Genomic DNA, 20140 nt, shown 5'->3' with positions numbered 1-20140 from the left:
GGTGCATGGAGCCGCCGACGCCGAGCCCCATCGCCGGGGCCGCCTGCGGGGCCGGGCCGCCGCGCGAGCGCCGCATCGGGCCCCCGGCCGCGGCCGGGGCCGGGGCCGCGGGCGCTCCGGGAGGCCCGCCCGGCGCCTGCGGCGCCATCGGTGCGGGCATCGGCATGCCCGGGGCCGCTCCGTAGCCGCCGCCGTAGGCACCTCCGTAGCCACCGCCCCCGTAGCCTCCCGGCTGGCCGCCCGGCGGCACGATCCCGTACGGCGCGGCGCCGGTCCGGCCGGTTCCGGCCGTGCGCGCCCGCTCCTCCTCCCGCCACCGCTCCAGCGCCTTCGCGCCGAGCGGGAAGGCCTGGAGCTGTACGCCGCCCGCGGTCTCCTCGCCGGTGACCTGGCCCTCCACGGTGGCTCCGAGCCCCAGCGGGACGGCGACGAACTGGCGGACCGTGCCCGTGCCCGCGTTGATCCCGTCCAGCCACGGCTGGCGCGGGAGCACGAGGTAGTTCTGCGGCTTGCGCCCGAGCGCGCCCGTCCACCGCTCCCCGGAGACGGCGCAGACCTTGCCGACGCCCACCTGGAGCGCGGTGGGCTCCCGCGTCCCGCCGAAGCTGAGCCACATCGCCTCGCGCAGGTACACGGGCAGCATCACCCCGCCCTTGGCGAGCCAGTCCGCCGGAACCGTATCCGGATGGTCCTCCACCCGCCGCAGCGGGAACTCCCCCAGACCCGGTGGCAGATTGTGCGTACCGGTCTCCGGCAGCCGCAGCGTCCGCATGAACCGGACCTGCGCCCCCTCCCCCAGCAGCAGTGCGTTCCCCTCGACCCGTACCCCGCCCTTGGCCACCCGACCGGCTCCTCTCCTGTCCAGAACCGGATGCGCCGCAGGATCTGCCGCCGTTCCGGATCGTTACCCTCAAGATTTGCTCAGATGCCGTGACACTGCGCCCGGCACCTTCCTAGCTTCCTCATATACGCGTCCACCGGCCCGCGCGGTTCCCCGCGCCCCGGCCCGGTCCCGGTGCGCTCCGCGCGCTCCCGCGCGGTTCTGCCCGTCCGCGACCCCGCGTATCCGTGTACCCCAGGAAAGAGTGCAGCATGAAGGTTCCCAAGGCCGGCGCCATCGCGGCAGTGATCGGTCTCGCCCTGACCGCATCGGCGTGTGGCGGTGAGGACGACAAGGGGACCCTCGCCGTCGGCATCAAGTTCGACCAGCCGGGCGTCGGCATGCGGGAGCCCGACGGCACCTTCACCGGTTTCGACGTGGACGTGGCGACGTACGTCGCGAAGGAGCTCGGCTACTCGAAGGACCGGATCGTCTTCAAGGAGGTCCTCAGCAACGACCGCGAGCTCCTGATCGAGTACAACGAGGTCCAGATCGTGGCGGCCAGCTACTCGATCAACGACAAGCGCAAGGCGAAGGTCGACTTCGCCGGCCCGTACTTCCTCGCGCACCAGGACCTGATGGTCCGCGCCGACGACGCCACCATCACCAAGGCCGAGGACCTCAACAATCCCGGCAAGCGGCTGTGTTCGGTGACCGGCTCGACCTCGGCGGAGAACGTCAGGAAGAACCTGGCGCCCAAGGCGAGCCTCCTGGAGCTCGGCGGCTACTCCGAATGCGTCGTCGCCCTCAAGGACGGCCTGGTGGACGCCATGACCACGGACAATTCCATCCTGGCCGGCTACACCGCCCGCAAGGGCAACGAGGGCAAGTTCCGCCTGATCGGACTGCGCCTGAGCAGCGAGAACTACGGGATCGGCATGAAGAAGGGCAGCCCCGAGCTCCAGGTCAAGATCAACAATGCGCTCCGCAAGATGGTCGAGGACGGCACCTGGGAAGCGGCCGTGAAGAAGAACTTCGGCCCGGACTACAAGTACGAGGCCGCGCCCGCCATCACAGCGGGCAGCTGACGACCGTCGAGGCGGTGGCCGGGTCCGACCAGTCCGCGTCGAAGCGGGCGTTGACCACGTGGAGCCGGCCGCCGTGCACCGCGGCCGCCGTCGGCTCGTCGAAGCGCGGGTCGGTGATCCGCTTGACGAAGCGGGCCCGGCGGCCGTCGCCGCTCAGGGTGAACACGTCCACGGCATAGGCCCAGTTGCGTACGACGTACAGGGTCCGCCCGTGCAGTACGAGCCCGTCGCCGTTGCCCACGGAGCCGCCGTCGAGCACGGTCCGGGTGGCGTTCCCGGTGCGCGGGTCCACGCGGAACAGCGCCTGGGCGGTGTCGTGCACCACCACCAGGGCCCGGCCGTCGGGGGTCTTCTCGATCCCGTTCGCGCCCCAGTGGGAGCCGCCGGGCGGGACCGGGTCCCACTCGCCGCCGAGCCGCAGGGCGCGGGGGGCCGCGGCGGGACCGGTGAGGTCCCGGCCGAGGGGCAGGAAGTACAGGACGTCCGCGAAGGATTCGGTGAACCAGGCGCCGCCGCAGCCGACGACGGCGTCGTTGACGAAGACCGCGCCGGTCGCGGCCTGGTGCGTGGCCAGAACCCGCCCGTCCCCGGCGTCGAGCACCCGGATCTGCCCGCTGTCACCACCCGCGACCAGCAGCCGGCCGTACGGGGCGAGCTCGAGGCCCACCGACATGGGCCCCTCGCCCCGGGTGATGATCCGGCCGGCGCCGGTGGCGAGGTCGAAGCGGTAGACCGAGCCGTCGAGCAGCGAGCCCGTGTAGGCCGTGCCGCGCGCGGAGACGGCGATCCCCTCGGGCTGGAAGCCCGCCGGGATCGCCACCGTGTCGGGCCGCGGCGGCCGGGCCGCCTCCTGCGCCTGGGCGAGCGGCGCCCCGGCTCCGACGAGCGCGGCGCTTCCCAGCGCCGCGGCCGCACCGATGAAACCGCGTCGTCCTATGTTCCCCGTCATGACTGACCCTCTCAACTGCCGTGCGCAATAGGTGGGTTGACGACCACACCCCACCACATCGACGGCGTCCCGGCAGCTCCCGGTCAGGACCTTTCACAAGGGGACGGGCGAACTCAGCCTCCCGAAACCGGGGCCTTGGCGCGCAGGACGGTCAGGAACTCCCGCATCCAGGCGGAGTGGTCGGGCCAGGCCCGGGCCGACACCAGCGTGCCGTCGACCACGGCCTCGGAGTCCTCGAAGGTGGCGCCGGCCGCCTTCATGTCCAGCTCCAGCGCGGGATAGGCGGTGACCCGGCGGCCGTCGAGCGCGCCGGCCGCGGCGGTGATCAGGGGGCCGTGGCAGATCTGCGCGATCGGCTTGTCGTCACCGGAGAAGGCCGCCAGGATCCGCCGCACCTCGGGGTCGTTGCGCAGGTACTCCGGGGCGCGTCCGCCGGGCACGACCAGCGCCGCGTACTGCGCCGGGTCCACGTCGGCGAAGGCGATGTCGGCGGGCCAGGTGTAACCGGGCTTCTCGGTGTAGGTGTCGAAGCCGTCCTCGAAGTCGTGTACGACGAACCGCAGCTTCTTGACCGCCGGCGCCGCGATGTGGACCTCGTACCCCTCCTCGACCAAGCGCTGGTAGGGGTAGAGGACTTCGAGGGATTCCGCCGCGTCGCCGGTCACGATGAGGATCTTCGGTGCCATGGGCTGCTCCTGGTAGGGCTGTTCACGGTGTGACCTACGCCACGGTGCCCGTACCGCCCCTTCCTGCATAGGGATTCTTGCGCCAATCACCCGCATGACGCGCGTAGAAAATCCGGGCTCCGGACACGTGCTTTTTACCTGTAGGGCACATGACAATGTGAACCTCGCTCTGCCACCTGACGTCCCGCCAATTCCCCGGGCGGGAGCGGTGCGTGTGGAGAGGTACCCCCACGTGATGAGAATCTCGCGCCTTGCTCCCTGGGCAGCCGGCCTCGCGGCCGCGTCCCTGATAGCGGTCCCGGCCTCCGCCGCGGCCGGCCAGCGGACCGCGGCAGCCACTGCGGCGGCCCCCGCGGTGGCCGCGGCCTCCGCCGTCGACACCTACTACGCCGCCGCCGAGGGCAAGACCGGCGCCGCGCTGAAGACGGCGCTGCACAACATCATCAAGACCCAGTCCAAGGTGACGTACGACGGCGTGTGGAACGCCCTGAAGGTCACCGACCAGGACCCCGCGAACCCCAACAACGTCATCCTGGTCTACTCGGGCCGCTCCCAGTCGAAGTCCACCAACGGCGGCGGAGTCAACGACTGGAACCGCGAGCACGTCTGGGCCAAGAGCCACGGCGACTTCGGCACGGCCACCGGCCCCGGGACCGACCTGCACCACCTCAGGCCCGAGGACGTCACCGTCAACAGCACCCGCGGGAACAAGGACTTCGACCTGGGCGGCAGCCCGTTCTCCGAGGCCCCCGGCAGCCTGACCGACTCCGACTCCTTCGAGCCGCGGAACGCGGTCAAGGGCGATGTCGCGCGCATGCTGCTCTACATGGCCGTGCGCTACGACGGCGGTGACGGGTTCGCCGACCTGGAGATGAACGACAAGGTCAACAACGGCAGCGCGCCCCTCTTCGGGAAGATCAGCCTCCTGAAGCAGTGGAACCTGCAGGACCCGCCGGACGCCTTCGAGCAGCGCCGCAACCAGGTCATCTACGACACCTACCAGCACAACCGGAACCCGTTCATCGACCACCCGGAGTGGGTCAACTCCATCTGGTAGGCGAGCGCCGGGCAGACCTGCGCCAGGTCCCCCGGCGCCCTACTGCACGCCGAGGGCCATCCACTTCTCCGGGCTCGCCAACGGCTCGAAGCCGGCCTTGGCGTACACCTCGTGGGCGTCCGCGGTCGCCAGCAGGATCCTGCGCAGCCCGTACGGGGCGAGATGGTCCCGTACCGCCCCCGCCAGGGCGGTGCCGAGCCCCTTGCCCCGTACGCCCCGGTCCACGTACACGTCGCAGAGCCAGGCGAAGGTGGCGCGGTCGCTGATGACGCGGGCGTAGGCCACCTGGAGGCCGGAGGCGGTGTCGTAGATCCCGAAGTTGAGCGACCCGTCGATGGCCGCCTCCTGCTTCTCCCGGGTCCGCCCGAGCGCCCAGTAGGCGTCCTCGGACAGCCACCGGTGGATCAGCTCCCGGTCGAGGCGGCCGGGGTCGGCGGACATCTCGTAGCCGGGGGAAATCTCGTGGCCTGCGGGAATTTCGTGGCCCTCGGGCGGGGGCAGCGCGCTGTCGTCCATGCGCGCATCCAAGCAAAGCGGACGGGCCCCGGCCAGCGGGTTTCATCAGCCGGGACGGCCGGGGACGCCGGGGACCCCGCCGGGCTACAGCCTGTCGGCCAGGGCCTTGAAGGCCGGCCAGTCCAGGGCCGGGGTCCGGGAATCCCAGACCTTCTGGGACAGGGCGGCGAGGGGGAGCCGGATGCCGGCCGCGACCTGGGCCTGGGTCTGGGCTCCGGCGAGATCGCACCAGACGGCGAAGCGCGCGCCCAGGATCTGCCCGGCGTACCGCGCGGGCACGGCGGCGGTGCCGCGCAGGACGAGCGGGGTCCACTGCTCGTAGATGCGCCGGCCGTCGGGGTACGTGAACTGGTTCGGCTGCCCCAGCACGTAATAGAGGTACTCGTCGTTCAGATTGACGACCTTGCGGCCCTCGCGCAGGTACTCCAGCGGCGGCCGGGCCCCGAGCTCCTTGCCCGTCCAGTACTCGACCTGGAGGTCGCGGGCCGGCTGGGCGATCCCGCCGGTGAAGAAGCCGTCGTTCCAGGCCGCCGGCGCCCGGCCCGCCGAACGGACCACGCCCGCCCGGTCGTTGAGCCAGCCCGTCGCCAGGTCCTGGACCCGCGCGGTGGGCCCGTACCGCTGCCGGGCGGCGGCCGTCAGCTGGGGGAAGGAGCTCTGCGGATCGCGGTAGACCAGGGCCTGGTACTCGTCGGCGCCCACGTTCCAGATCGCGCCGGGGAACAACGGCAGGTACTCGCGCAGGAGTTCGTCGACGAGTTTCGCCGCCGCCGGGTTCGCTATGTCGACCGCGCCCTTGACCGCCCGGCCCTGGACGTCGCGCAGTTGCAGCCCGGGGTACGCGCGCAGCACCGCTCCGAGGTGTCCGGGCGAGTCGATCTCGGGGATGACCGCGATGTGCAGGCGGGCGGCGAGCGCCGTGATCTCGCGCACCTGCGCCTTGGTGAGGTGGGGGTCGGAGACGATCTCGGGGTGGGTGTCGGACTCGATCCGGAAGGCCTGGTCGTCGGAGAAGTGCAGGCCGAGCTGGTTCAGCTTCAGATCGGCCATCTCGCGCAGCCGGTCCTCGATCCAGTCCGGGGTGAAGTGCTTGCGCGCTATGTCGAGGTTGAGCCCGCGCTGCGGTTTCGCCGGGGCGTCACGCACGATGCCCTCCGGCGCCGAACCGCCGCCGCTCACCTCCTGTTTGAGGGTGCGGGTGCCGTAGAACACCCCGGCCTCGTCGGGTCCGGTGATGCGGACCTGCCCGTCGCTCACGGTCATGCTGTACGACTCGGGCGTGCCGGAGCCCTTCGCCCCGAGGGAGAGCTCCACGTCCCCCTTGCGCGGGGTGGCCGACTGGGCGAATCCGATCCGCAGCTCCCCGGCGAGCAGTTTGCCCTCGTCCGACAGGGCCGCGCTGTCGGCCGGCGGTACGACGACCCGTGACCCGGGGGCGGGCCGCCAGCCGGGGCCGCGGGCCGGCACGTGCTCCCGTACGGCGGGGACGGTGCGCGGGGCCTTGGACAGCGGGCCGGTGGGCGTCGGTGTCGGCGGGGGCGCCGGGGCCTGCGGGTCGGTGGGGGCCGTCGGGGTCGCCGCGGGCGCCGTCGCGTTCGGCGGGGTGCTCGCCGCGGCCGGGGACCGGGGCTCCTGCGGGGCGGGGGTCCCGGACGCGCAGCCGGGGACGGCGGCAAGGGTGATCAGCGCGGCGACCGTTGCCGTCGCGATGCCGTGGCTCCGCCCGTACTGCTTCGTCTTCTGTCGCATAGTGCACCTGTCCCCCGTACCAACCTGGCACGGGGGACGGCGGTGCGCGACCCGGGCGGTGGGGTCCGGTGCTGGGGCCGGGCCGCGGGGGCGGGCGGAGCGGTCAGGCCAGGACGCCGAGCGCGGACTCGGCGAACCCGTGGTCCTGGGCCGGGGCTCCGCCGCCGACGCCGATGGCTCCGACGAGCCGGCCGTCGCGGCGGACCGGCAGCCCGCCCGCGATGAAGAGCAGCGGCCGGTCCAGGGCGGTGGGCAGGGTGTGGAAGGGGCCGCCGGGCTGGACGGCGTCGACGAGATCGGCGGTCGGAGCGTCGAGCTGCAGGGCCGTGAAGGCCTTGCGGGTGCTGGTCTCGCCCGAGATCAGGACGGCCCGGTCGTCGCGCCGGAAGGCGAGCGGGTGGCCTCCCGCGTCGAGCACGGTGACGCTGACGGCGACCCCGGCGGCTCCGGCCGCGGCCGTGGCGGCGGCGACGAGCGCCTCGGCGTCCGCGGTGGTCAGGGGGGCGACGGCGATGCGGGCGGGGGCGTGGGTGGACATGCGGGTCTCCTGTGAGGTGGGGGGATGCGGGGGCGGTTCGAGGGCCGGTACGAGGGGTGGCGGATCAGTGGTGGGCGGGGACGGCGGCGGCCGTGGGGGCGCCGGCCGCGATGACCCGGCCGCCGGCTTCGCCGCCCGCGCGGGTCCCCGTACGCCGTTCCAGCGCTCCGGACACCAGGGCGAGGGCGAGCGCGGAGGCGGCCAGCGCCGCGCCGACCCAGTTCGGGGCGGTCCAGCCGAGTCCGGCGGCGATGACGAGCCCGCCGAGCCAGGCGGCGAGGGCGTTGCCGAGGTTGAAGGCGCCGATGTTGACGGCGGAGGCCAGGGTGGGGGCGCCGGCGGCCTGGTCGAGGACCCGCTTCTGCAGCGGCGGCACGGTGGCGAAGCCGAGGGCGCCGATGAGGAAGATCGTGACGGCGGCGCCCGCCCGGTTGTGGGCCGTGAGGGTGAACAGGGCCAGCACCGCGGCGAGCGCGCCCAGCGAGGTGTAGAGCATCGGCATCAGCGCGCGGTCGGCGAAGCGGCCGCCGACGAGGTTGCCCGCGACCATGCCGAGGCCGAGGAGGACGAGCAGCCAGGTGACGGAGGTATCGGCGAAGCCGGCGACGTTGGTCATCATCGGGGTGATGTAGGTGATGGCGGCGAAGACCCCGCCGAAGCCGAGGACGGTCATCCCCATGGCCAGCAGCACCTGGACGTTGCGGAACGCGGCCAGCTCGTGGCGGATCCGTACCCCTTCGGGGCGGGGCAGGTCGGGGACGAGCCGCGCGATGCCGAACAGCCCGAGCAGGCCGAGCGAGGCGACGATCAGGAAGGTGACGCGCCACCCGAGGTGCTGGCCGACGAGGGTGCCGAGCGGGACGCCGACGAGGTTCGCGACGGTGAGGCCGGTGAACATCATGGCGATGGCTCCGGCCTTCTTCTCGGGGGCGACGAGCTCGGCGGCGACGACCGCGCCGATGCCGAAGAAGGCGCCGTGGGCGAGGGAGGCCACCACCCGCCCGGCGAGCATGACGCCGAAGACGGGGGCCAGTGCGGAGACCACGTTGCCGACGATGAACAGGCCCATGAGGAGCATCAGCATGCGCTTGCGCGGGATGCGGGTGCCGAGGACGGTCATCAGCGGGGCGCCGAGGACCACGCCGAGGGCGTAGCCCGTGACCAGGAAGCCGGCGGTGGGGATCGAGACTCCGTATGTGCCGGCGACCTCGGGGAGCAGGCCCATGATCACGAATTCGGTGGTGCCGATCCCGAAGGCGCCGATGGCGAGTGCGAGGAGTGCGAGAGGCATGAGGGGTGCCCTTCAGGAGCCACAGGGGCTCCACGGGGAGAAGGCGGAGGGAAGGGGGGAGGGCGGCGGTCCCGGCGATTGCCACAGCGGGTTGCCTGCGTCCACATTAATTGCAGACGCGGGATATTTGCAAGCGCGGGCAATTGCAGACGTGCCCTATCCTGGAGTCACACGCCTTCGAGGAGGAAGCCCATGACGGCCACGGACAGCGCACTCACCGCCCTCTCCCAGGGCTGGTGCGCCCTCTCCCTCCTGCACGGGCGGATCGAGACGCACATCGAGCGCGCGCTCCAGGCGGGACACGACCTGAGCGTGCGCGAGTACTCCCTGCTCGACGTCCTCAGCCGCCAGCACAGCGGTCCCGGCGGCCACCTGCGCATGCACCAGGTCGCGGACTCGGTCGTACTCAGCCAGAGCGCGACGACCCGGCTGGTCAGCCGGCTGGAGGACCGCGGGCTGCTGAGCCGCTACCTGTGCGACACCGACCGCCGGGGCATCTACACCGACGTCAGCCCGGCCGGCCTGGCGCTCCTGGCCGAGGCCCGCCCCACCAACGACGCCGCTCTGCGCGAGGCGCTGGACGAGGCGGCGCTCAATCCGGAACTCGCCCTGCTGGTGGCCGCCGTGAAGAACACCCCGGCGGGGGCCACGGCTTAGGGGGTATCCCATAGATCAGGCCGACACCCGCCGGGCGAGCACCTGACCCGGCCAGGTGCCGGAGAGGAAGCTGTCGGTGCGGGTGAAGCCGTTGCGCTCGTAGTAGGCGACCAGCTCACCGCCGCCGCCCGCCCAGCAGTCGACCCGCAGCAGCTCCACGCCGGCCCGCCCGGTCTCCTCGACGGCCCGGGCCAGCAGTGCGGCGCCGATGCCCCGGCCCGCGTACCGCCGGTCGGTGACCAGGAGCCGGACGTACAGCTCGGGTTCCCCGGCCGGTGCGATCATCGGCATCTTCGGGCTCGGCCCGGTGTCCAGCACCAGGGCTCCGACGGGTACCCCGTCCAACTCCGCGAGGTACGGGGAGTTGTCGGCCGCGTACCCCTGGACCCGCTCCACCCCGCCGGGGATCTGCGAGTAGGGGACCGTGCCCCACTGCTCGGTGTTGCCGCGGGCGTTCATCCAGGCCACGGCCCCGTCGAGCATGGCCAGAACGGCCGGTACGTCCGCCGGGCCGCCCGGCCGGATCCGTATGTCGTGTGTGGTGTCGTCCATGGGGCGAGTTTAGGCCGTGACCCGGTGCGGACCCCGGGAGCCCAGTGCGCGGTACTCCGTGGGCGTGAGCCCGTACGCCTCGCGGAACGACCGGCTGAAGACCACGGGACCGCTGAAGCCCCAGCGGGCGGCGATGGACTGCACCCGGTGGGCGGCGAGTTCGGGCCGGCCCAGGTCGGTGCGGCACTGTTCCAGACGGCGACGGCGGATCCGGGCCTGGACGCTCTCCCCCTGGCCCCGGAAGAGCTGGTGGAGCGCGCGCACCGAGATGTTGTGACGGGCCGCGATGACGGGCGGCCCCAGCTCCGGGTCGCCGAGGTGGTGTTCGATGAAGGCATGGACCCGGCGCAGGAGGACTTCCGCCCGGGCTTCGGAGGGGATCCGGTCCTCGGCGTCCAGGTGCTGGGCGAGGCAGGCCGTGGCGAGGTCGACGGCTACCGCGCCGAGCCGGGCCAGTTCCTCCGGCTCGCATTCGGCGGCGTGGTCCTCCAGGGCGCGCATGAAGGAGGCCAGGATCGCCGCGATCCCCCGGTCGCCGGGTATGCGGCGGGCCAGCAGCCGTTCCAGCCGTTCGGGACGCAGCGGCAGGGCGTCCCGGGGGAGCATCAGGATCGTCGCCCGCACCTGGCCGCCGTCCGCGTGCATCGCGTTGTCGGAGGGGAGCGAGGTGTCCCACAGCATGAGGTCCCCGGCCCCGACCGTGCACTCGTTGCGGTGCTGGGACATCGACGTGACGCCCTTGCGCAGCAGGGCCAGTTGGTACTGCTCGGGATCACCGCGCCGGATCAGCGCGGGGGTGCGGCGCGAACGCAGGGGCGACAGCGTGAACTTGGACGCGCGCAGGGGCCCCAGGTCCACCACGGCGGCCTCGCCCTGGAAATCGGCGGGCCGTTCGCTGCTGAGGGCGGCCGGCATTACCTCGCGCGAGATGATGTCGGCGTACCAGTCGAACCGCTCCCCCGCCGGGACCCCGCCCGACGACACCGCTGACCACATCCCGCGCCCCCGTTCGCATGCTTCGCAGGATCCAAGGATGCGGCCAAGTGAGCTGCGGCGGCGCATGGTTATCGCCCGCGCGCCGCTCCGGACGGGCAACTCGCCCAGCCGGAGCGGCCGTTCCCGCCTCGCGTCCCGCGCCCTCAGCGCCCGCCCCCTCAGGAACGGCCTGGCGAAGCCGTGGGCGGCCGGGACGAGGCCGAGGGCGGCGGTGCGGACGACGACGGGCGCGACGAAGTCGAGGGGCTGGAACCGGGCCGTGGCGTACTCGTACCGGGCACCGGCGACCGTGACGGGGTCGCGGTGGGCCCGTACGAGGACGAGGGCGCGGCCGAAGGCGAGAGCCGCGAAGGAGTCGGAGAGGGGGACACCGACGGGGACGGGGACGGTGTCGGGGTCGGGGACGGGCCCGTGGGCGAGGACGACGGCGGAACCGCCGGCGGTACGGGCACCGGGCCCGGGCGGACCGGAGCGTCCGGGGCCAGTACGGCGTACCCCACCAGCGCCGCGGCAGCCGCCGCCAGCCCCGCCAGGGGCAGCGCGAAACCGCGCGGCCAGGCCCACGGCAGGCGCCGCACCGCCGGCCCCGGCGGCTGGGCCGGGCGCAGGTCGCGCACGGTGATCCCGGCCGCGCGGGCGTCCAGGGCCCGGCGCAGCCGGTGCTCCACCGGCCGCTCGGCCGGCGCCCCGGAGGGTACGTGCGCCCCGTACGGCCCGGAGGGCCCGGACCCGTCCGGCGGCTGCCGGCCCGGCCCCGTGGGCGGCTCCTGTCCACGCGTCATATCCGACCCTCCAGAGTCCGTTCCAGCGCGTCCAGCCCACGGCTCGCGTTCGATTTGACGGCTCCCCGGCTGATCCCCAGCGTCTCGGCGATCTCCGCCTCGCTGAGATCGGCCCAGTAGCGGAGCACCAGGACCTGCCGCCGCCTCGGTGTCAGCCGGCCCAGCGCGGCGAGGACCTCGCGGTGTGCCTCGCCGAGGACCACGGACGCCTCGGCGGAGGGCACGTCGGCGGGTGCCTGCGGGATCCAGGCGCGGGCGGTGCGGCGGCGGCGCAGCACGGAGCGGGCCGTGTTGACGACGGCGGTGCGCAGGTAGCCCAGCGCGTTGTCCACCTCCGTGATCCGCTCCCCGTGGCGCCGGTAGAGCGCGGTGAAGGCGTCCTGCACCACGTCCTCGGCGGTGCCCAGATCGTCCACGAGCAGCACCGCCAGCCGGATCATCGGCAGCCGGTGGGCGTGGTAGAGCTCGGTCACGGTGGGCGGCGGGCCGCCCGCCTCGGAGGGGTGGCCGTACGTGTACCCGTGCCGGTACGGCTCCGCGGGCGCGGGCGGGGCCTGCGCGGCGGAAGAGCGCTCGCGGCGCAGCAGGAACGACCACAAGCCCCGCCGCGGCCGGTCGAAGCCGGATGCGACGGGGCCCGCGGAGAGTGCGAGGTGGAGCACGGGGGTCCTCAGCCGTTGGCGCGGCGCCGCACGGTGTACAGGGTCGCGGCCCCGGCGGTGATCAGCACGGCGGCCCCGGCGCCGAGTGCGACCGTGGTGGCGGAGGAGCCAGTATGCGCGAGCTCGGGCTCACCGGGCGAGGCCGGGGCGGCGCTGGGAGCGGTGCTCGGCGCCCGGCTGGGGCTCGGGGACACGCTCGGGACGGCGGTCGCCGGACGGCTCGGGCTCGGGGACACGCTCGGCACGGCGGTCGCCGGACGGCTGGGGCTCGGAGACACGCTCGGCACTGCGGTCGGCTTCGCGCTCCGAGGCACGCTCGCCGAGGGCACGGGTGTCGGCGAAGCGGACGACGCCCCTGCTGCGGCGGAGGCCGGCCCGGCCAGCGCGAGGGCCGCGCCGGCGGTGGCGACGGCGAGGGCCGCCGCCCTGCGGACGGACAGCGGGGCGCGCTTCAGGTTCTTCACGGTGGATCTCCACGGTCGGCTTCGGGGCGCGGGATCACGCCCTTCACCCCCGCACGACGCGCGAGTGCCCGGGAGGTTGCCGCAGTTCCCGAAAAACTTTTCGGGAACCCCGGCACCCTCCACCCGGACTCCGCTCAGCCCCTGTGCCGTCCCGCCTCCCGCAGCCGCCGCAGGGCCGTGCCGATGACGGCCACCCCCTCCTCGATCTCCCCCACCGCGCCCGCCGCGTAGCCGAGGACCAGGCCCGGAGCCCCCGGGGTCATCCGGTGCCAGGACAGCGGGTGCGCCTTGACCCCGAGGTCCAGGGCCGCGGCGGCCAGCACCGTGTCGTCGATGCCGCCGGGCCCGGCGGTGTCCCCCTCGAAGGTGACCATCAGGTGCAGCCCGGCCGCCGCCCCGTGCACCCGGGCGCCGGGCAGTTCGGCGGCGATCGCGCGGAGCATCGCGTCCCGGCGGGCCCGGTGGCGCCGGCGGACGAAGCGCAGGTGGCGCTCCAGCTCCCCCGAGGCCATCAGCCGGGCCAGCACCAGCTGGGCCAGGACGGGATTGCCGAGGTCGGCGTAGCGCTTGGCCTCGATCACGGCGTCCAGCCGGTGCGGCGGGACCAGCAGCCAGCCCAGTCGCAGGGCGGGGGCGAGGAGTTTGGAGACGCTTCCGGTGTAGCAGACGGCCTCCGGGAGCAGGGCCCGCAGGGCGGGGACGGGGGCGCGGTCGTAGCGGTGCTCGGCGTCGTAGTCGTCCTCGATGACGACTCCCCCGGCCGCCGCCCAGGCGAGGAGCTCGCGGCGGCGTTCTCCGTCGAGGACGACCCCGGTCGGGAACTGGTGGGCCGGTGTCAGCACCACCGCCCGGGCCGGTCCGGCCGCCAGGGCGGCGGTGTCGATGCCGCCCGCGTCCACCGGTACGGGCAGGATGCGCATGCCCCCGTGTTCCAGTTGCCGGCGCGTCCCGAGCGAGCCGGGGTCCTCGACCGCCACGTGCCGTACGCCTTCCGCGCGCAGCACCTGTGCCAGCAGTCCGAGCGCCTGCGCCACGCCCGCCACCACGACCACCTCGCCGGGGTCCACGCGGATCCCGCGGTTCAGGGCGAGCCAGCCGGTGATCGCCTCGCGCAGCGCGGGGGTGCCCTGCGGGTTCCCGTAGCCGAAGTCGGCGGGGGTCAGCTCGGCGAGGACCCGGCGTTCCGCCTGGAGCCAGGCCGTGCGCGGGAAAGCGGCCAGGTCCGGCGCCCCGGGCGAGAGGTCGATCCGGCCCGGGGCAGCGCGCAGCGCGTCGACGAGGGCGCCCCATTCCCTCGTGCCGAACGGGTCGGCCGGATCCGGGAGCGCGGAGCGCGCGGACCCGGGCGGGGGCTGCCCTCCGGTCACCGGCGCGGCCACCACGACCGTCCCCGCGCGGCCGCGGCCGGCCACCTGCCCGGTCTCCGCCAGCCGCTGGTACGCCTCGGTGACCAGCCCCCGGGAGACCCGCAGCTCGGCGGCGAGGACGCGGCTGGCCGGGAGGCGGCTGCCGACAGCGAGCGTGCCGTCCGCGATGGCCGCACGGAGCCGGTCGGCGAGCCAGTCGGTGCGCCCGCCGGCCGGGGCCCGGCCGATGTCCAGCTGGAGGAAGTCCGACCCCGCTGCTTGGGAACCCGCTGCTTCGGACCCCCCTGCTTCGACACTTGCTGTTACGGACCCCTCGGTGGCGCTCTCATTGGACCTGTCCATGGGTCCATTGTGGCGCCAGGCTCAACGGTATGAGCACCTCAGCGCCTTCACATGCTTCGCACCCGTCACCGCCTGCACAGCCTTCGCCGCCTTCGCCGCCTTCACCCCGGCAGTTGCGCGACCTCGCCCCCGGCATCGCCGGCATGGTGCTCGTCGGCAGCAGCGTCACCGTCTCCCGCTCCCTCGTGGACGCCCCGCTCTTCGGGGTGCAGGCCGTCCGCTACACGATGGCCGCGCTGCTCCTCTTCGGCCTTGCCCGCCTCGCCCGGGTGCGGATCACCGCCCCGCGCGGCCGGGAGTGGCTGTGGCTGGCCGGGGTCGCCGCGACCGGGCTGGTGCTGTTCAACGTGGCCGTCGTACGGGGCGTCGCGCATGCCGAGCCGGCCGTGATCGCCGTCGCCGTGGCCTGCGTACCCGTCCTGTTCGGGGTGGTCGGCCCGCTGATGGAGGGCCGCACGCCCAGCCGCCGGGTGCTGCTGGCCGCGCCGGTGGTCGTCGCCGGGGCGGTGCTCGTGGAGGGAACCGGCCGCACGGACGCGGCCGGGATCGGCTGGGCCGCGCTCGCGCTGGGCTGCGAGGCCGGTTTCACCCTGCTCGCGGTGCCGGTGCTGAAGCGCCACGGGGCGTGGGGGGTGTCGCTGCACGCGGTGTGGATGGGCGCGGTGATGCTGGTGGTGCTGACGGTGTGCGTCGAGGGGCCCGCGGACCTCGGGACCGTGAGCCCGCGCCAGTGGGCCGCGGCCGGCTACCTCGCCGTGATGGTGACGGCGGTGGCCTTCCTCCTCTGGTACCGCACGGTGGCCGCGGTGGGCTCCGGCCGGGCCGGGCTGCTGACCGGGGTTGCCCCGCTCGCGGCGGCGGGCGCGGGAGCCGTCACCGGCGGCGGGCTCCCGGGGCCGGCGGTGTGGCTGGGCCTGGCCGTGGTGGTCGCCGGGCTGGCGGCGGGGCTCCGGCCGGAGCGGGCGCCGGTCGCGCCGGTCGCGTCAGCCGCGCCGGTCGCACCAGACCCCGCCCGCGCGAATGCCGCGTAACGCCCAGGAGTCCGCGGCCCCTTGAGCACGCCCCGCCTTGTGGATCACAATCCGCAGATGGCAACGCCTCCGTACAGCAGTTGGATGCGGTACTTCTCCCCGACCGCCAACCACCGCCGGCTCGGTCTGGTGTGCCTCGGTGTGGGGGTGCAGCAGGGCGGGCTTCCGGTGGTCGGCCCGCGCGTGCTCGACCACCACGTCGCGGTGGTGGTCTGCGCCGGCCGGGGCTGGTTCAGCCACGGTGGGCGGGCCCCGCAGCCGGTGACGGCCCCGGCGCTGCTGTGGCTCGTGCCCGGGGTGGAGCACCATTACGGCCCCGATCCGCAGACCGGCTGGGAGGAGTGCTTCGTGGATTTCGCCGGCCACAGCGTGGAGGCGTACACCGACCTCGGCTACGTCACCCCCGACCGGCCGCTGGTTCCGCTCAGCGGCACGGCCGGGGTGCGGCACGTGGTCGACGGGATCGTACGGGCGGCCCGGCTCGGCGGCCCCCTGCTGGAGGTGGAGGCCGCCGCGGCCGTGCACGGGCTGCTCGTCGCGCTGCGCTACGCCCGGGCCGGGGTGTCGCGGCAGGGGGACACCGTGATGGACACCCTGGCCCGGGACGCGCTGCTGCCGATCTCGGTGGCCGAGCACGCCGCCCGGCTCGGGATGAGCCTGCCCGAACTGCGCGGGGCGGTGCGCGGCAGTACCGGGGAGGGGGTCAAGGAGTACCTCCTCGGTATTCGCCTGAGCCGGGCGAAGGAGCTGCTGGCCCGGACCGACCTGCCGGTCGCCGGGGTCGCCCGGCGGGTCGGTTACGAGGACGCGGCCTACTTCAGCCGGCTGTTCAGCCGCCGGGTGGGCGTGGCGCCCGGCCGGTTCCGCCAACAGCAGTCGGTGCCACAGCAGTCGGTGTCGCAGCCGTCGATGTCGCAGCCGTCGGCACGGTGGCTCCTCTCCCCCGTCACGGCAGGTAGCCGATGTTGAGTTCCGCGACCGCCGTCCACGGGTTGCCCGCAACCTCCTTCGTGGCCTTGAGCTTGACGTAGCGCGCGGTGCGCGCCGTGAAGGCGACGTCCTGCTGCGCGGTGGTGTTGGCGAAGGTTCCGGACGCGGCCGCCGTGCCCCAGGTGACCCCGTCCGTGGACGTGAGGACCTGGTAGTCGGCGATGCGCCCGTTGCTCTGCGTCTGCCGGGGCAGGTAGTGCAGGGCGGAGACGTTGTACGAGGCGCCGAGGTCGAGGGTGATCTCGTGCGGCATCGGCGCGGTGGCCTGGTACCACTGGGTGTGCCAGATGGTGGCGCTGTCCCCGTCGAGCACGTTGGCCGCGGCCCCGTTCTCCCCGGCGGTCTCCTGGCTGTCGACGGCCTTGACGCTCATCTGCGTCTGCGGGACGAGGAGTTCGCCGCCGCTTCCGGTGCCCAGGTCGTCGACCGCGAGGTCGTCGAGGATGAAGTCGGCCTCGTTGTGCGAGCCTTCGGCGGTGACCTTCCGTACGCCGATCCAGGCATCGGTCCCCGCGGTGAAGGTCTTGGTGAAGGTGGTGGCCGTCCGGGCCTGGTTCAGCGCGGTGGCCGTCTCGGTGCTGCCGGAGCCGGTGATGAACTGGTAGTCGCCGCTGAAGCCGTTCTCGTAGCTGAAGGTGACCTTGTACGAGCGGCCGGGCGTCAGCCGCAGGGTCTGCGGGAGGGTGCGGTAGACCAGGCCCTGCCGCTCCTCGTGTGATTTCAGCGAGTTCTGTCCGCTGAGCACGTCGTCGACCAGTTTTCCGCTCCAGCCGGCCTGGGTGTACGGGGCGTTGCGCTGGGCGATGTGGGTGCGCGGGTCGGTGGCGGAGCCGCCGGCCCCGCCGAAGGCGAAGGGGCCCCAGCCCGCGTCGACGTTCTCGAAGTCCTCGGTGAACCAGTGGCCGTTGAGCGGGGTGCGGGCCGAGCGGACGACCCGTACGTCGTCAAGGTAGACGGTGCCGGAGCCGGAGGCCGCGGACAGCTTGAGGGTGGCCGTCGACTGCCCCGCGGGGACGTCGAAGAGCACCTTCATGCGCTGCATCTTGGTGCCGTTCTTCTCGCTGCCGCCGAGGCTGTTGGTCAGCGTGGAGGAGTCGGCGTAGACGGAGGCGGCCGTGCCTCCGGCCGGGGTCACGGTGAGGGTGGCGGCGCGTCCGGCGGGGGTGGTGACCCAGACGGAGGCGGCGTAGGTGCCGGGGGTGAGGCCGGTGAGCTGCTGGGAGACGGCGGGCGCGGTGCTCGCGGCCATCGTGAGCTCGTTCTGCCCCTGGGCGTTGCGGGTGACGGCGGCGCCGGAGCCGGTGACGGTCCAGGCGTTCAGGTTGCCGGAGTAGAAGGAGGGGTCCTTGACGGGGGCGCCCTCGCCCCAGTTCGGGTCGGCCTGGGTGGCGGCGGCGCCGTTGGTGACGACGTAGGCGGTCTTCGCGGCGGCGTTGATGGTGACCTGCCCGCCGGTGACGGCCAGGTCGCCGACCAGCTGGCGGCCGGTGTCGGTGAGCTTGTAGAGCTTGGGCGAGGACCAGCCGGCCGGCAGGGTCCAGGTGGTGGAGGCGGCCTTGTCGTTCCAGTGGTAGAGCTTGCCGTCGCGCGGGAGCAGGTAGGCGGAGCCGTCGAGGACGGTCCGGCCGGCCGTGGTGATCTTGCGGGTGTTCCCGGAGGTGGTGACGGTGGTGCCGTTGGCGAGGGTGACCGCGCTGGCGGTCCACTTCACGATCGGGGATTCCTGGAGGTACTTGGTCGGCAGGTTCGTCCCGAAGGTGGTGGTGAGGAAGGCGGTGTAGTCCCGCTTGCCCTGCCAGCCCTCGTAGGCGGTGATCTCCGCGCCGCCGAGCAGCGGGTTGGCGGCGATCCAGTCGTCCTTGGTGTGGTTGGCGATGAAGCGGGCGATGTTCGAGTTGATGCCCTTGAGGTCGCTGCCGCCGTAGTTGACGTCGGTGGCCCAGTGGTGCCAGAGGGACTGTCCGGTCATGGAGGCGGGGAACTCGGTGGCGAGCTGGTAGCCGAGCCCGCCGATCTCGCGTTCGAGCTTGCGGGAGAGGTAGCCGTCGCCGTACCAGACGTCCACGTAGAGGAAGTCCAGGCCGGGGGCGGCCGCCTTGAGGTCCTGGAGCCGCTTGAGGCGCCCGCCGGACTGGCCGTCCTTGCGCGTGTCCACGTAGTACGACTGGTCGAGCCAGTCCCAGCCGAGGCCGCCGGTCTGGTGCGCCGGGTCGAAGGTGGCCGAGACCGGGTACTCCTCGGTGGCGTTGATGTGGACGCCGAAGTCGGCGTTGTAGGTGTGGCCGACGGTGGTGAGCGTGTTCAGGTCGGTGGCGCCGCCGAGCTTGGAGCCGATGTTCTTGTAGTCCATGTGGGCCGAGTCGTGGCCCTCGGAGGCGTACCCCTTGAGCAGGACGAACTGGCCGAGGCCGTCGGTGGCGAGGTTGACCCGCTTGGTCTCGTCGAGGGTCTCGGAGAAGGGGTGGGTGGCCGCGGAGGCGAAGTTGAAGGGGATGCGCTGCACGACCCGGTCGGCGGTCTGCTGCCAGCCGGTGGGGGCGGTCCAGATGTCGCGGTAGGCGACGGCCGCGTCCTGCCAGTCCACGGTGGAGTCGGCGTTGCGGTCGGCCGTGATCGCGACCCGGACGTAGGGCAGCGGCTCGGTGTCGGTGTCGGCCGCGCCCGTGGACCGGTAGAGCCAGGATCCGCTCCACAGGCCGGCCCGGCGGTAGCTGCCCTTGTCGGTGACCTGCTTGCTGATCCGGCCGTTCTCGTTGGCGGTGCCGCCGGAGGGGGCGTCGTAGTACGAGTTGGAGTCGATGGCCGCGGCCAGTTTGCCGGTGTTGGCCAGCCCGTACATCACGGTCGTCGCGGCGGCGTCGACCGGGGTGCTCGCGGTGATCGGGGTGAAGGTGTCCCCGGTGCCGGTGGTGGCGGTGTGCATCTTCGCGGTGGAGAGCGCGGCGCCCGCCTGGCTGCTGCGGACGCTGACGAGGTTGTGGTCGGGGATGGCGAAGCTGCGTACGCGCAGGGCGGCCGTGTCCTCGATCGCCGTGACCTTGAACTCCACCACCGAACCGGTCACCGAGAGCCGGGACCTGATGGTCACTCCGGAGAAGGCCAGCGCGTAGTCCACGCCGGAGGCGGAGGGGGTGGCGGTCACGGTGGGGGTGTAGGTGGTTCCGTTGACGACGATCGCGCCGATCGTGTCCTCGTTGCCGTTCAGCACGTCCCCGGTGGCGGTGCGGGTGTAGCTGATGACGCGGGGGAAGGCGCTGTCCACGCTGACGGACAGCTCGGGCGAGGCGATCGTCACGGGGCCGGCGGCCACCGCGGGGGCGGCGGGCACGGCCACGACCAAGGTGGCCACGAGACCGGCCACCGCGGCTGCGGCCGGCCAGAGGGGGGTTCGCATCGGACCTCCGGGAGTCGGCGCTTCCTGGGCGGAAGACCGCACACCGTGGAGGCCTGCGGTCCGCTCACTGACCTGACAGCCTGCGGACCACGGCCCGGCAGGCCCATGGACAAAGCAGCGCCCCGTCCTGGACTTATGTGACGGGTGGGTCGGGTGGGCGCACGGACGGGGGTACGGGGCGTCGGCGCGCGGGGGTACGGAGGCGTCGG

Annotated in this window: 18 protein-coding genes; 5 read left to right on the top strand and 13 right to left on the bottom strand. The window is 73.4% G+C overall.

Going from position 1 to position 20140, the window contains the following annotated elements:
- Positions 1 to 841 (bottom strand): hypothetical protein (locus ACFWNV_RS14605; RefSeq protein WP_383945783.1); only part of this gene is annotated, 841 nt, incomplete at its 3' end.
- Between the two features lie 251 nt (positions 842 to 1092).
- On the opposite strand from ACFWNV_RS14605, the gene ACFWNV_RS14600 reads away from it, so the two are divergent.
- Positions 1093 to 1908 (top strand): glutamate ABC transporter substrate-binding protein, encoded by an 816-nt coding sequence (locus ACFWNV_RS14600; RefSeq protein ID WP_383945780.1) that lies wholly within the window; start codon positions 1093 to 1095, stop codon positions 1906 to 1908.
- Here ACFWNV_RS14600 and ACFWNV_RS14595 read toward each other — a convergent pair.
- The gene (locus ACFWNV_RS14595) at positions 1892 to 2857 is read right to left on the bottom strand and encodes a superoxide dismutase (protein ID WP_383945778.1); all 966 of its coding nucleotides are present in this window, start codon (positions 2855 to 2857) and stop codon (positions 1892 to 1894) included. The two genes, ACFWNV_RS14600 and ACFWNV_RS14595, sit on opposite strands and share 17 nt — an antisense overlap.
- Positions 2858 to 2970: 113 nt before the next feature.
- Positions 2971 to 3543, bottom strand: a complete 573-nt coding sequence (locus ACFWNV_RS14590; protein ID WP_383945775.1) for a DJ-1/PfpI family protein — start codon at positions 3541 to 3543, stop codon at positions 2971 to 2973.
- 235 nt (positions 3544 to 3778) lie between these two features.
- Here ACFWNV_RS14590 and ACFWNV_RS14585 point away from each other — a divergent pair, with 235 nt between their 5' ends.
- Positions 3779 to 4600 (top strand): endonuclease I family protein, encoded by an 822-nt coding sequence (locus ACFWNV_RS14585; RefSeq protein WP_383945772.1) that lies wholly within the window; start codon positions 3779 to 3781, stop codon positions 4598 to 4600.
- Positions 4601 to 4639: 39 nt separating this feature from the next.
- Here ACFWNV_RS14585 and ACFWNV_RS14580 read toward each other — a convergent pair whose 3' ends face one another.
- The 4 genes from ACFWNV_RS14580 to ACFWNV_RS14565 all read right to left on the bottom strand — a co-directional run bounded on the left by ACFWNV_RS14580 (position 4640) and on the right by ACFWNV_RS14565 (position 8694).
- On the bottom strand, positions 4640 to 5041 hold the full coding sequence (locus tag ACFWNV_RS14580) for a GNAT family N-acetyltransferase (protein WP_383945788.1): 402 nt from the start codon (positions 5039 to 5041) through the stop codon (positions 4640 to 4642).
- 159 nt (positions 5042 to 5200) lie between these two features.
- Positions 5201 to 6865 (bottom strand): glycoside hydrolase family 20 protein, encoded by a 1665-nt coding sequence (locus tag ACFWNV_RS14575; protein WP_383945770.1) that lies wholly within the window; start codon positions 6863 to 6865, stop codon positions 5201 to 5203.
- 103 nt (positions 6866 to 6968) lie between these two features.
- On the bottom strand, positions 6969 to 7403 hold the full coding sequence (locus ACFWNV_RS14570) for a heme-binding protein (RefSeq protein WP_383945768.1): 435 nt from the start codon (positions 7401 to 7403) through the stop codon (positions 6969 to 6971).
- Positions 7404 to 7467: 64 nt separating this feature from the next.
- Positions 7468 to 8694: an MFS transporter gene (locus ACFWNV_RS14565; protein WP_383945765.1), complete on the bottom strand. Its 1227-nt coding sequence runs from the start codon at positions 8692 to 8694 to the stop codon at positions 7468 to 7470.
- Between the two features lie 192 nt (positions 8695 to 8886).
- Here ACFWNV_RS14565 and ACFWNV_RS14560 point away from each other — a divergent pair, with 192 nt between their 5' ends.
- Positions 8887 to 9351 (top strand): MarR family winged helix-turn-helix transcriptional regulator, encoded by a 465-nt coding sequence (locus ACFWNV_RS14560; RefSeq protein ID WP_383945762.1) that lies wholly within the window; start codon positions 8887 to 8889, stop codon positions 9349 to 9351.
- A gap of 15 nt (positions 9352 to 9366) precedes the next feature.
- On the opposite strand, the gene ACFWNV_RS14555 is transcribed toward ACFWNV_RS14560, so the two are convergent.
- From ACFWNV_RS14555 to ACFWNV_RS14535, 5 genes are all read right to left on the bottom strand, one after another.
- Positions 9367 to 9903 (bottom strand): GNAT family N-acetyltransferase, encoded by a 537-nt coding sequence (locus tag ACFWNV_RS14555; protein ID WP_383945759.1) that lies wholly within the window; start codon positions 9901 to 9903, stop codon positions 9367 to 9369.
- Between the two features lie 9 nt (positions 9904 to 9912).
- Positions 9913 to 11463 (bottom strand): helix-turn-helix domain-containing protein, encoded by a 1551-nt coding sequence (locus tag ACFWNV_RS14550; protein ID WP_383945756.1) that lies wholly within the window; start codon positions 11461 to 11463, stop codon positions 9913 to 9915.
- Positions 11464 to 11677: 214 nt separating this feature from the next.
- Positions 11678 to 12343, bottom strand: coding sequence for an RNA polymerase sigma factor (locus tag ACFWNV_RS14545; protein WP_383945753.1), 666 nt, complete (start codon positions 12341 to 12343; stop codon positions 11678 to 11680).
- 8 nt (positions 12344 to 12351) lie between these two features.
- A complete protein-coding gene (locus tag ACFWNV_RS14540; protein ID WP_383945750.1) occupies positions 12352 to 12807 on the bottom strand; it encodes an LPXTG cell wall anchor domain-containing protein in 456 nt (151 codons plus the stop codon).
- A 134-nt stretch (positions 12808 to 12941) separates the two neighbouring features.
- Entirely contained in the window at positions 12942 to 14516 is a 1575-nt protein-coding gene (locus tag ACFWNV_RS14535; RefSeq protein WP_383945747.1) for a PLP-dependent aminotransferase family protein, read from the bottom strand.
- A 113-nt stretch (positions 14517 to 14629) separates the two neighbouring features.
- Here ACFWNV_RS14535 and ACFWNV_RS14530 point away from each other — a divergent pair, with 113 nt between their 5' ends.
- Both ACFWNV_RS14530 and ACFWNV_RS14525 read left to right on the top strand, forming a co-directional pair.
- Positions 14630 to 15547 (top strand): DMT family transporter, encoded by a 918-nt coding sequence (locus tag ACFWNV_RS14530; protein ID WP_383945744.1) that lies wholly within the window; start codon positions 14630 to 14632, stop codon positions 15545 to 15547.
- 57 nt (positions 15548 to 15604) lie between these two features.
- Positions 15605 to 16516 carry a helix-turn-helix domain-containing protein gene (locus ACFWNV_RS14525; RefSeq protein ID WP_383945740.1) on the top strand — a complete coding sequence of 304 codons (912 nt, stop codon included), beginning with the start codon at positions 15605 to 15607 and terminating at the stop codon, positions 16514 to 16516.
- Here ACFWNV_RS14525 and ACFWNV_RS14520 read toward each other — a convergent pair.
- Positions 16494 to 19931, bottom strand: a complete 3438-nt coding sequence (locus tag ACFWNV_RS14520) for an endo-alpha-N-acetylgalactosaminidase family protein (RefSeq protein WP_383945737.1) — start codon at positions 19929 to 19931, stop codon at positions 16494 to 16496. The genes ACFWNV_RS14525 and ACFWNV_RS14520 overlap by 23 nt on opposite strands.
- Positions 19932 to 20140: the final 209 nt, after the last annotated feature.

Source organism: Streptomyces sp. NPDC058401 (assembly GCF_042722885.1).
Lineage (GTDB): Bacteria > Actinomycetota > Actinomycetes > Streptomycetales > Streptomycetaceae > Streptomyces.
Note: the sequence above shows the minus strand (reverse complement) of the source record. Positions and strands in the feature narration are given on the sequence as shown.

What these genes read in the sequence shown, in the direction of transcription:
- ACFWNV_RS14580 (WP_383945788.1), bottom strand. Translation starts at nt 5,041, where the DNA reads ATGTCCGCCGACCCCGGCCGCCTCGACCGGGAGCTGATCCACCGGTGG.
- ACFWNV_RS14585 (WP_383945772.1), top strand. Translation starts at nt 3,779, where the DNA reads ATGAGAATCTCGCGCCTTGCTCCCTGGGCAGCCGGCCTCGCGGCCGCG.
- ACFWNV_RS14600 (WP_383945780.1), top strand. Translation starts at nt 1,093, where the DNA reads ATGAAGGTTCCCAAGGCCGGCGCCATCGCGGCAGTGATCGGTCTCGCC.
- ACFWNV_RS14560 (WP_383945762.1), top strand. Translation starts at nt 8,887, where the DNA reads ATGACGGCCACGGACAGCGCACTCACCGCCCTCTCCCAGGGCTGGTGC.
- ACFWNV_RS14575 (WP_383945770.1), bottom strand. Translation starts at nt 6,865, where the DNA reads ATGCGACAGAAGACGAAGCAGTACGGGCGGAGCCACGGCATCGCGACG.
- ACFWNV_RS14595 (WP_383945778.1), bottom strand. Translation starts at nt 2,857, where the DNA reads ATGACGGGGAACATAGGACGACGCGGTTTCATCGGTGCGGCCGCGGCG.
- ACFWNV_RS14520 (WP_383945737.1), bottom strand. Translation starts at nt 19,931, where the DNA reads ATGCGAACCCCCCTCTGGCCGGCCGCAGCCGCGGTGGCCGGTCTCGTG.
- ACFWNV_RS14535 (WP_383945747.1), bottom strand. Translation starts at nt 14,516, where the DNA reads ATGGACAGGTCCAATGAGAGCGCCACCGAGGGGTCCGTAACAGCAAGT.
- ACFWNV_RS14555 (WP_383945759.1), bottom strand. Translation starts at nt 9,903, where the DNA reads ATGGACGACACCACACACGACATACGGATCCGGCCGGGCGGCCCGGCG.
- ACFWNV_RS14570 (WP_383945768.1), bottom strand. Translation starts at nt 7,403, where the DNA reads ATGTCCACCCACGCCCCCGCCCGCATCGCCGTCGCCCCCCTGACCACC.
- ACFWNV_RS14525 (WP_383945740.1), top strand. Translation starts at nt 15,605, where the DNA reads ATGGCAACGCCTCCGTACAGCAGTTGGATGCGGTACTTCTCCCCGACC.
- ACFWNV_RS14590 (WP_383945775.1), bottom strand. Translation starts at nt 3,543, where the DNA reads ATGGCACCGAAGATCCTCATCGTGACCGGCGACGCGGCGGAATCCCTC.
- ACFWNV_RS14565 (WP_383945765.1), bottom strand. Translation starts at nt 8,694, where the DNA reads ATGCCTCTCGCACTCCTCGCACTCGCCATCGGCGCCTTCGGGATCGGC.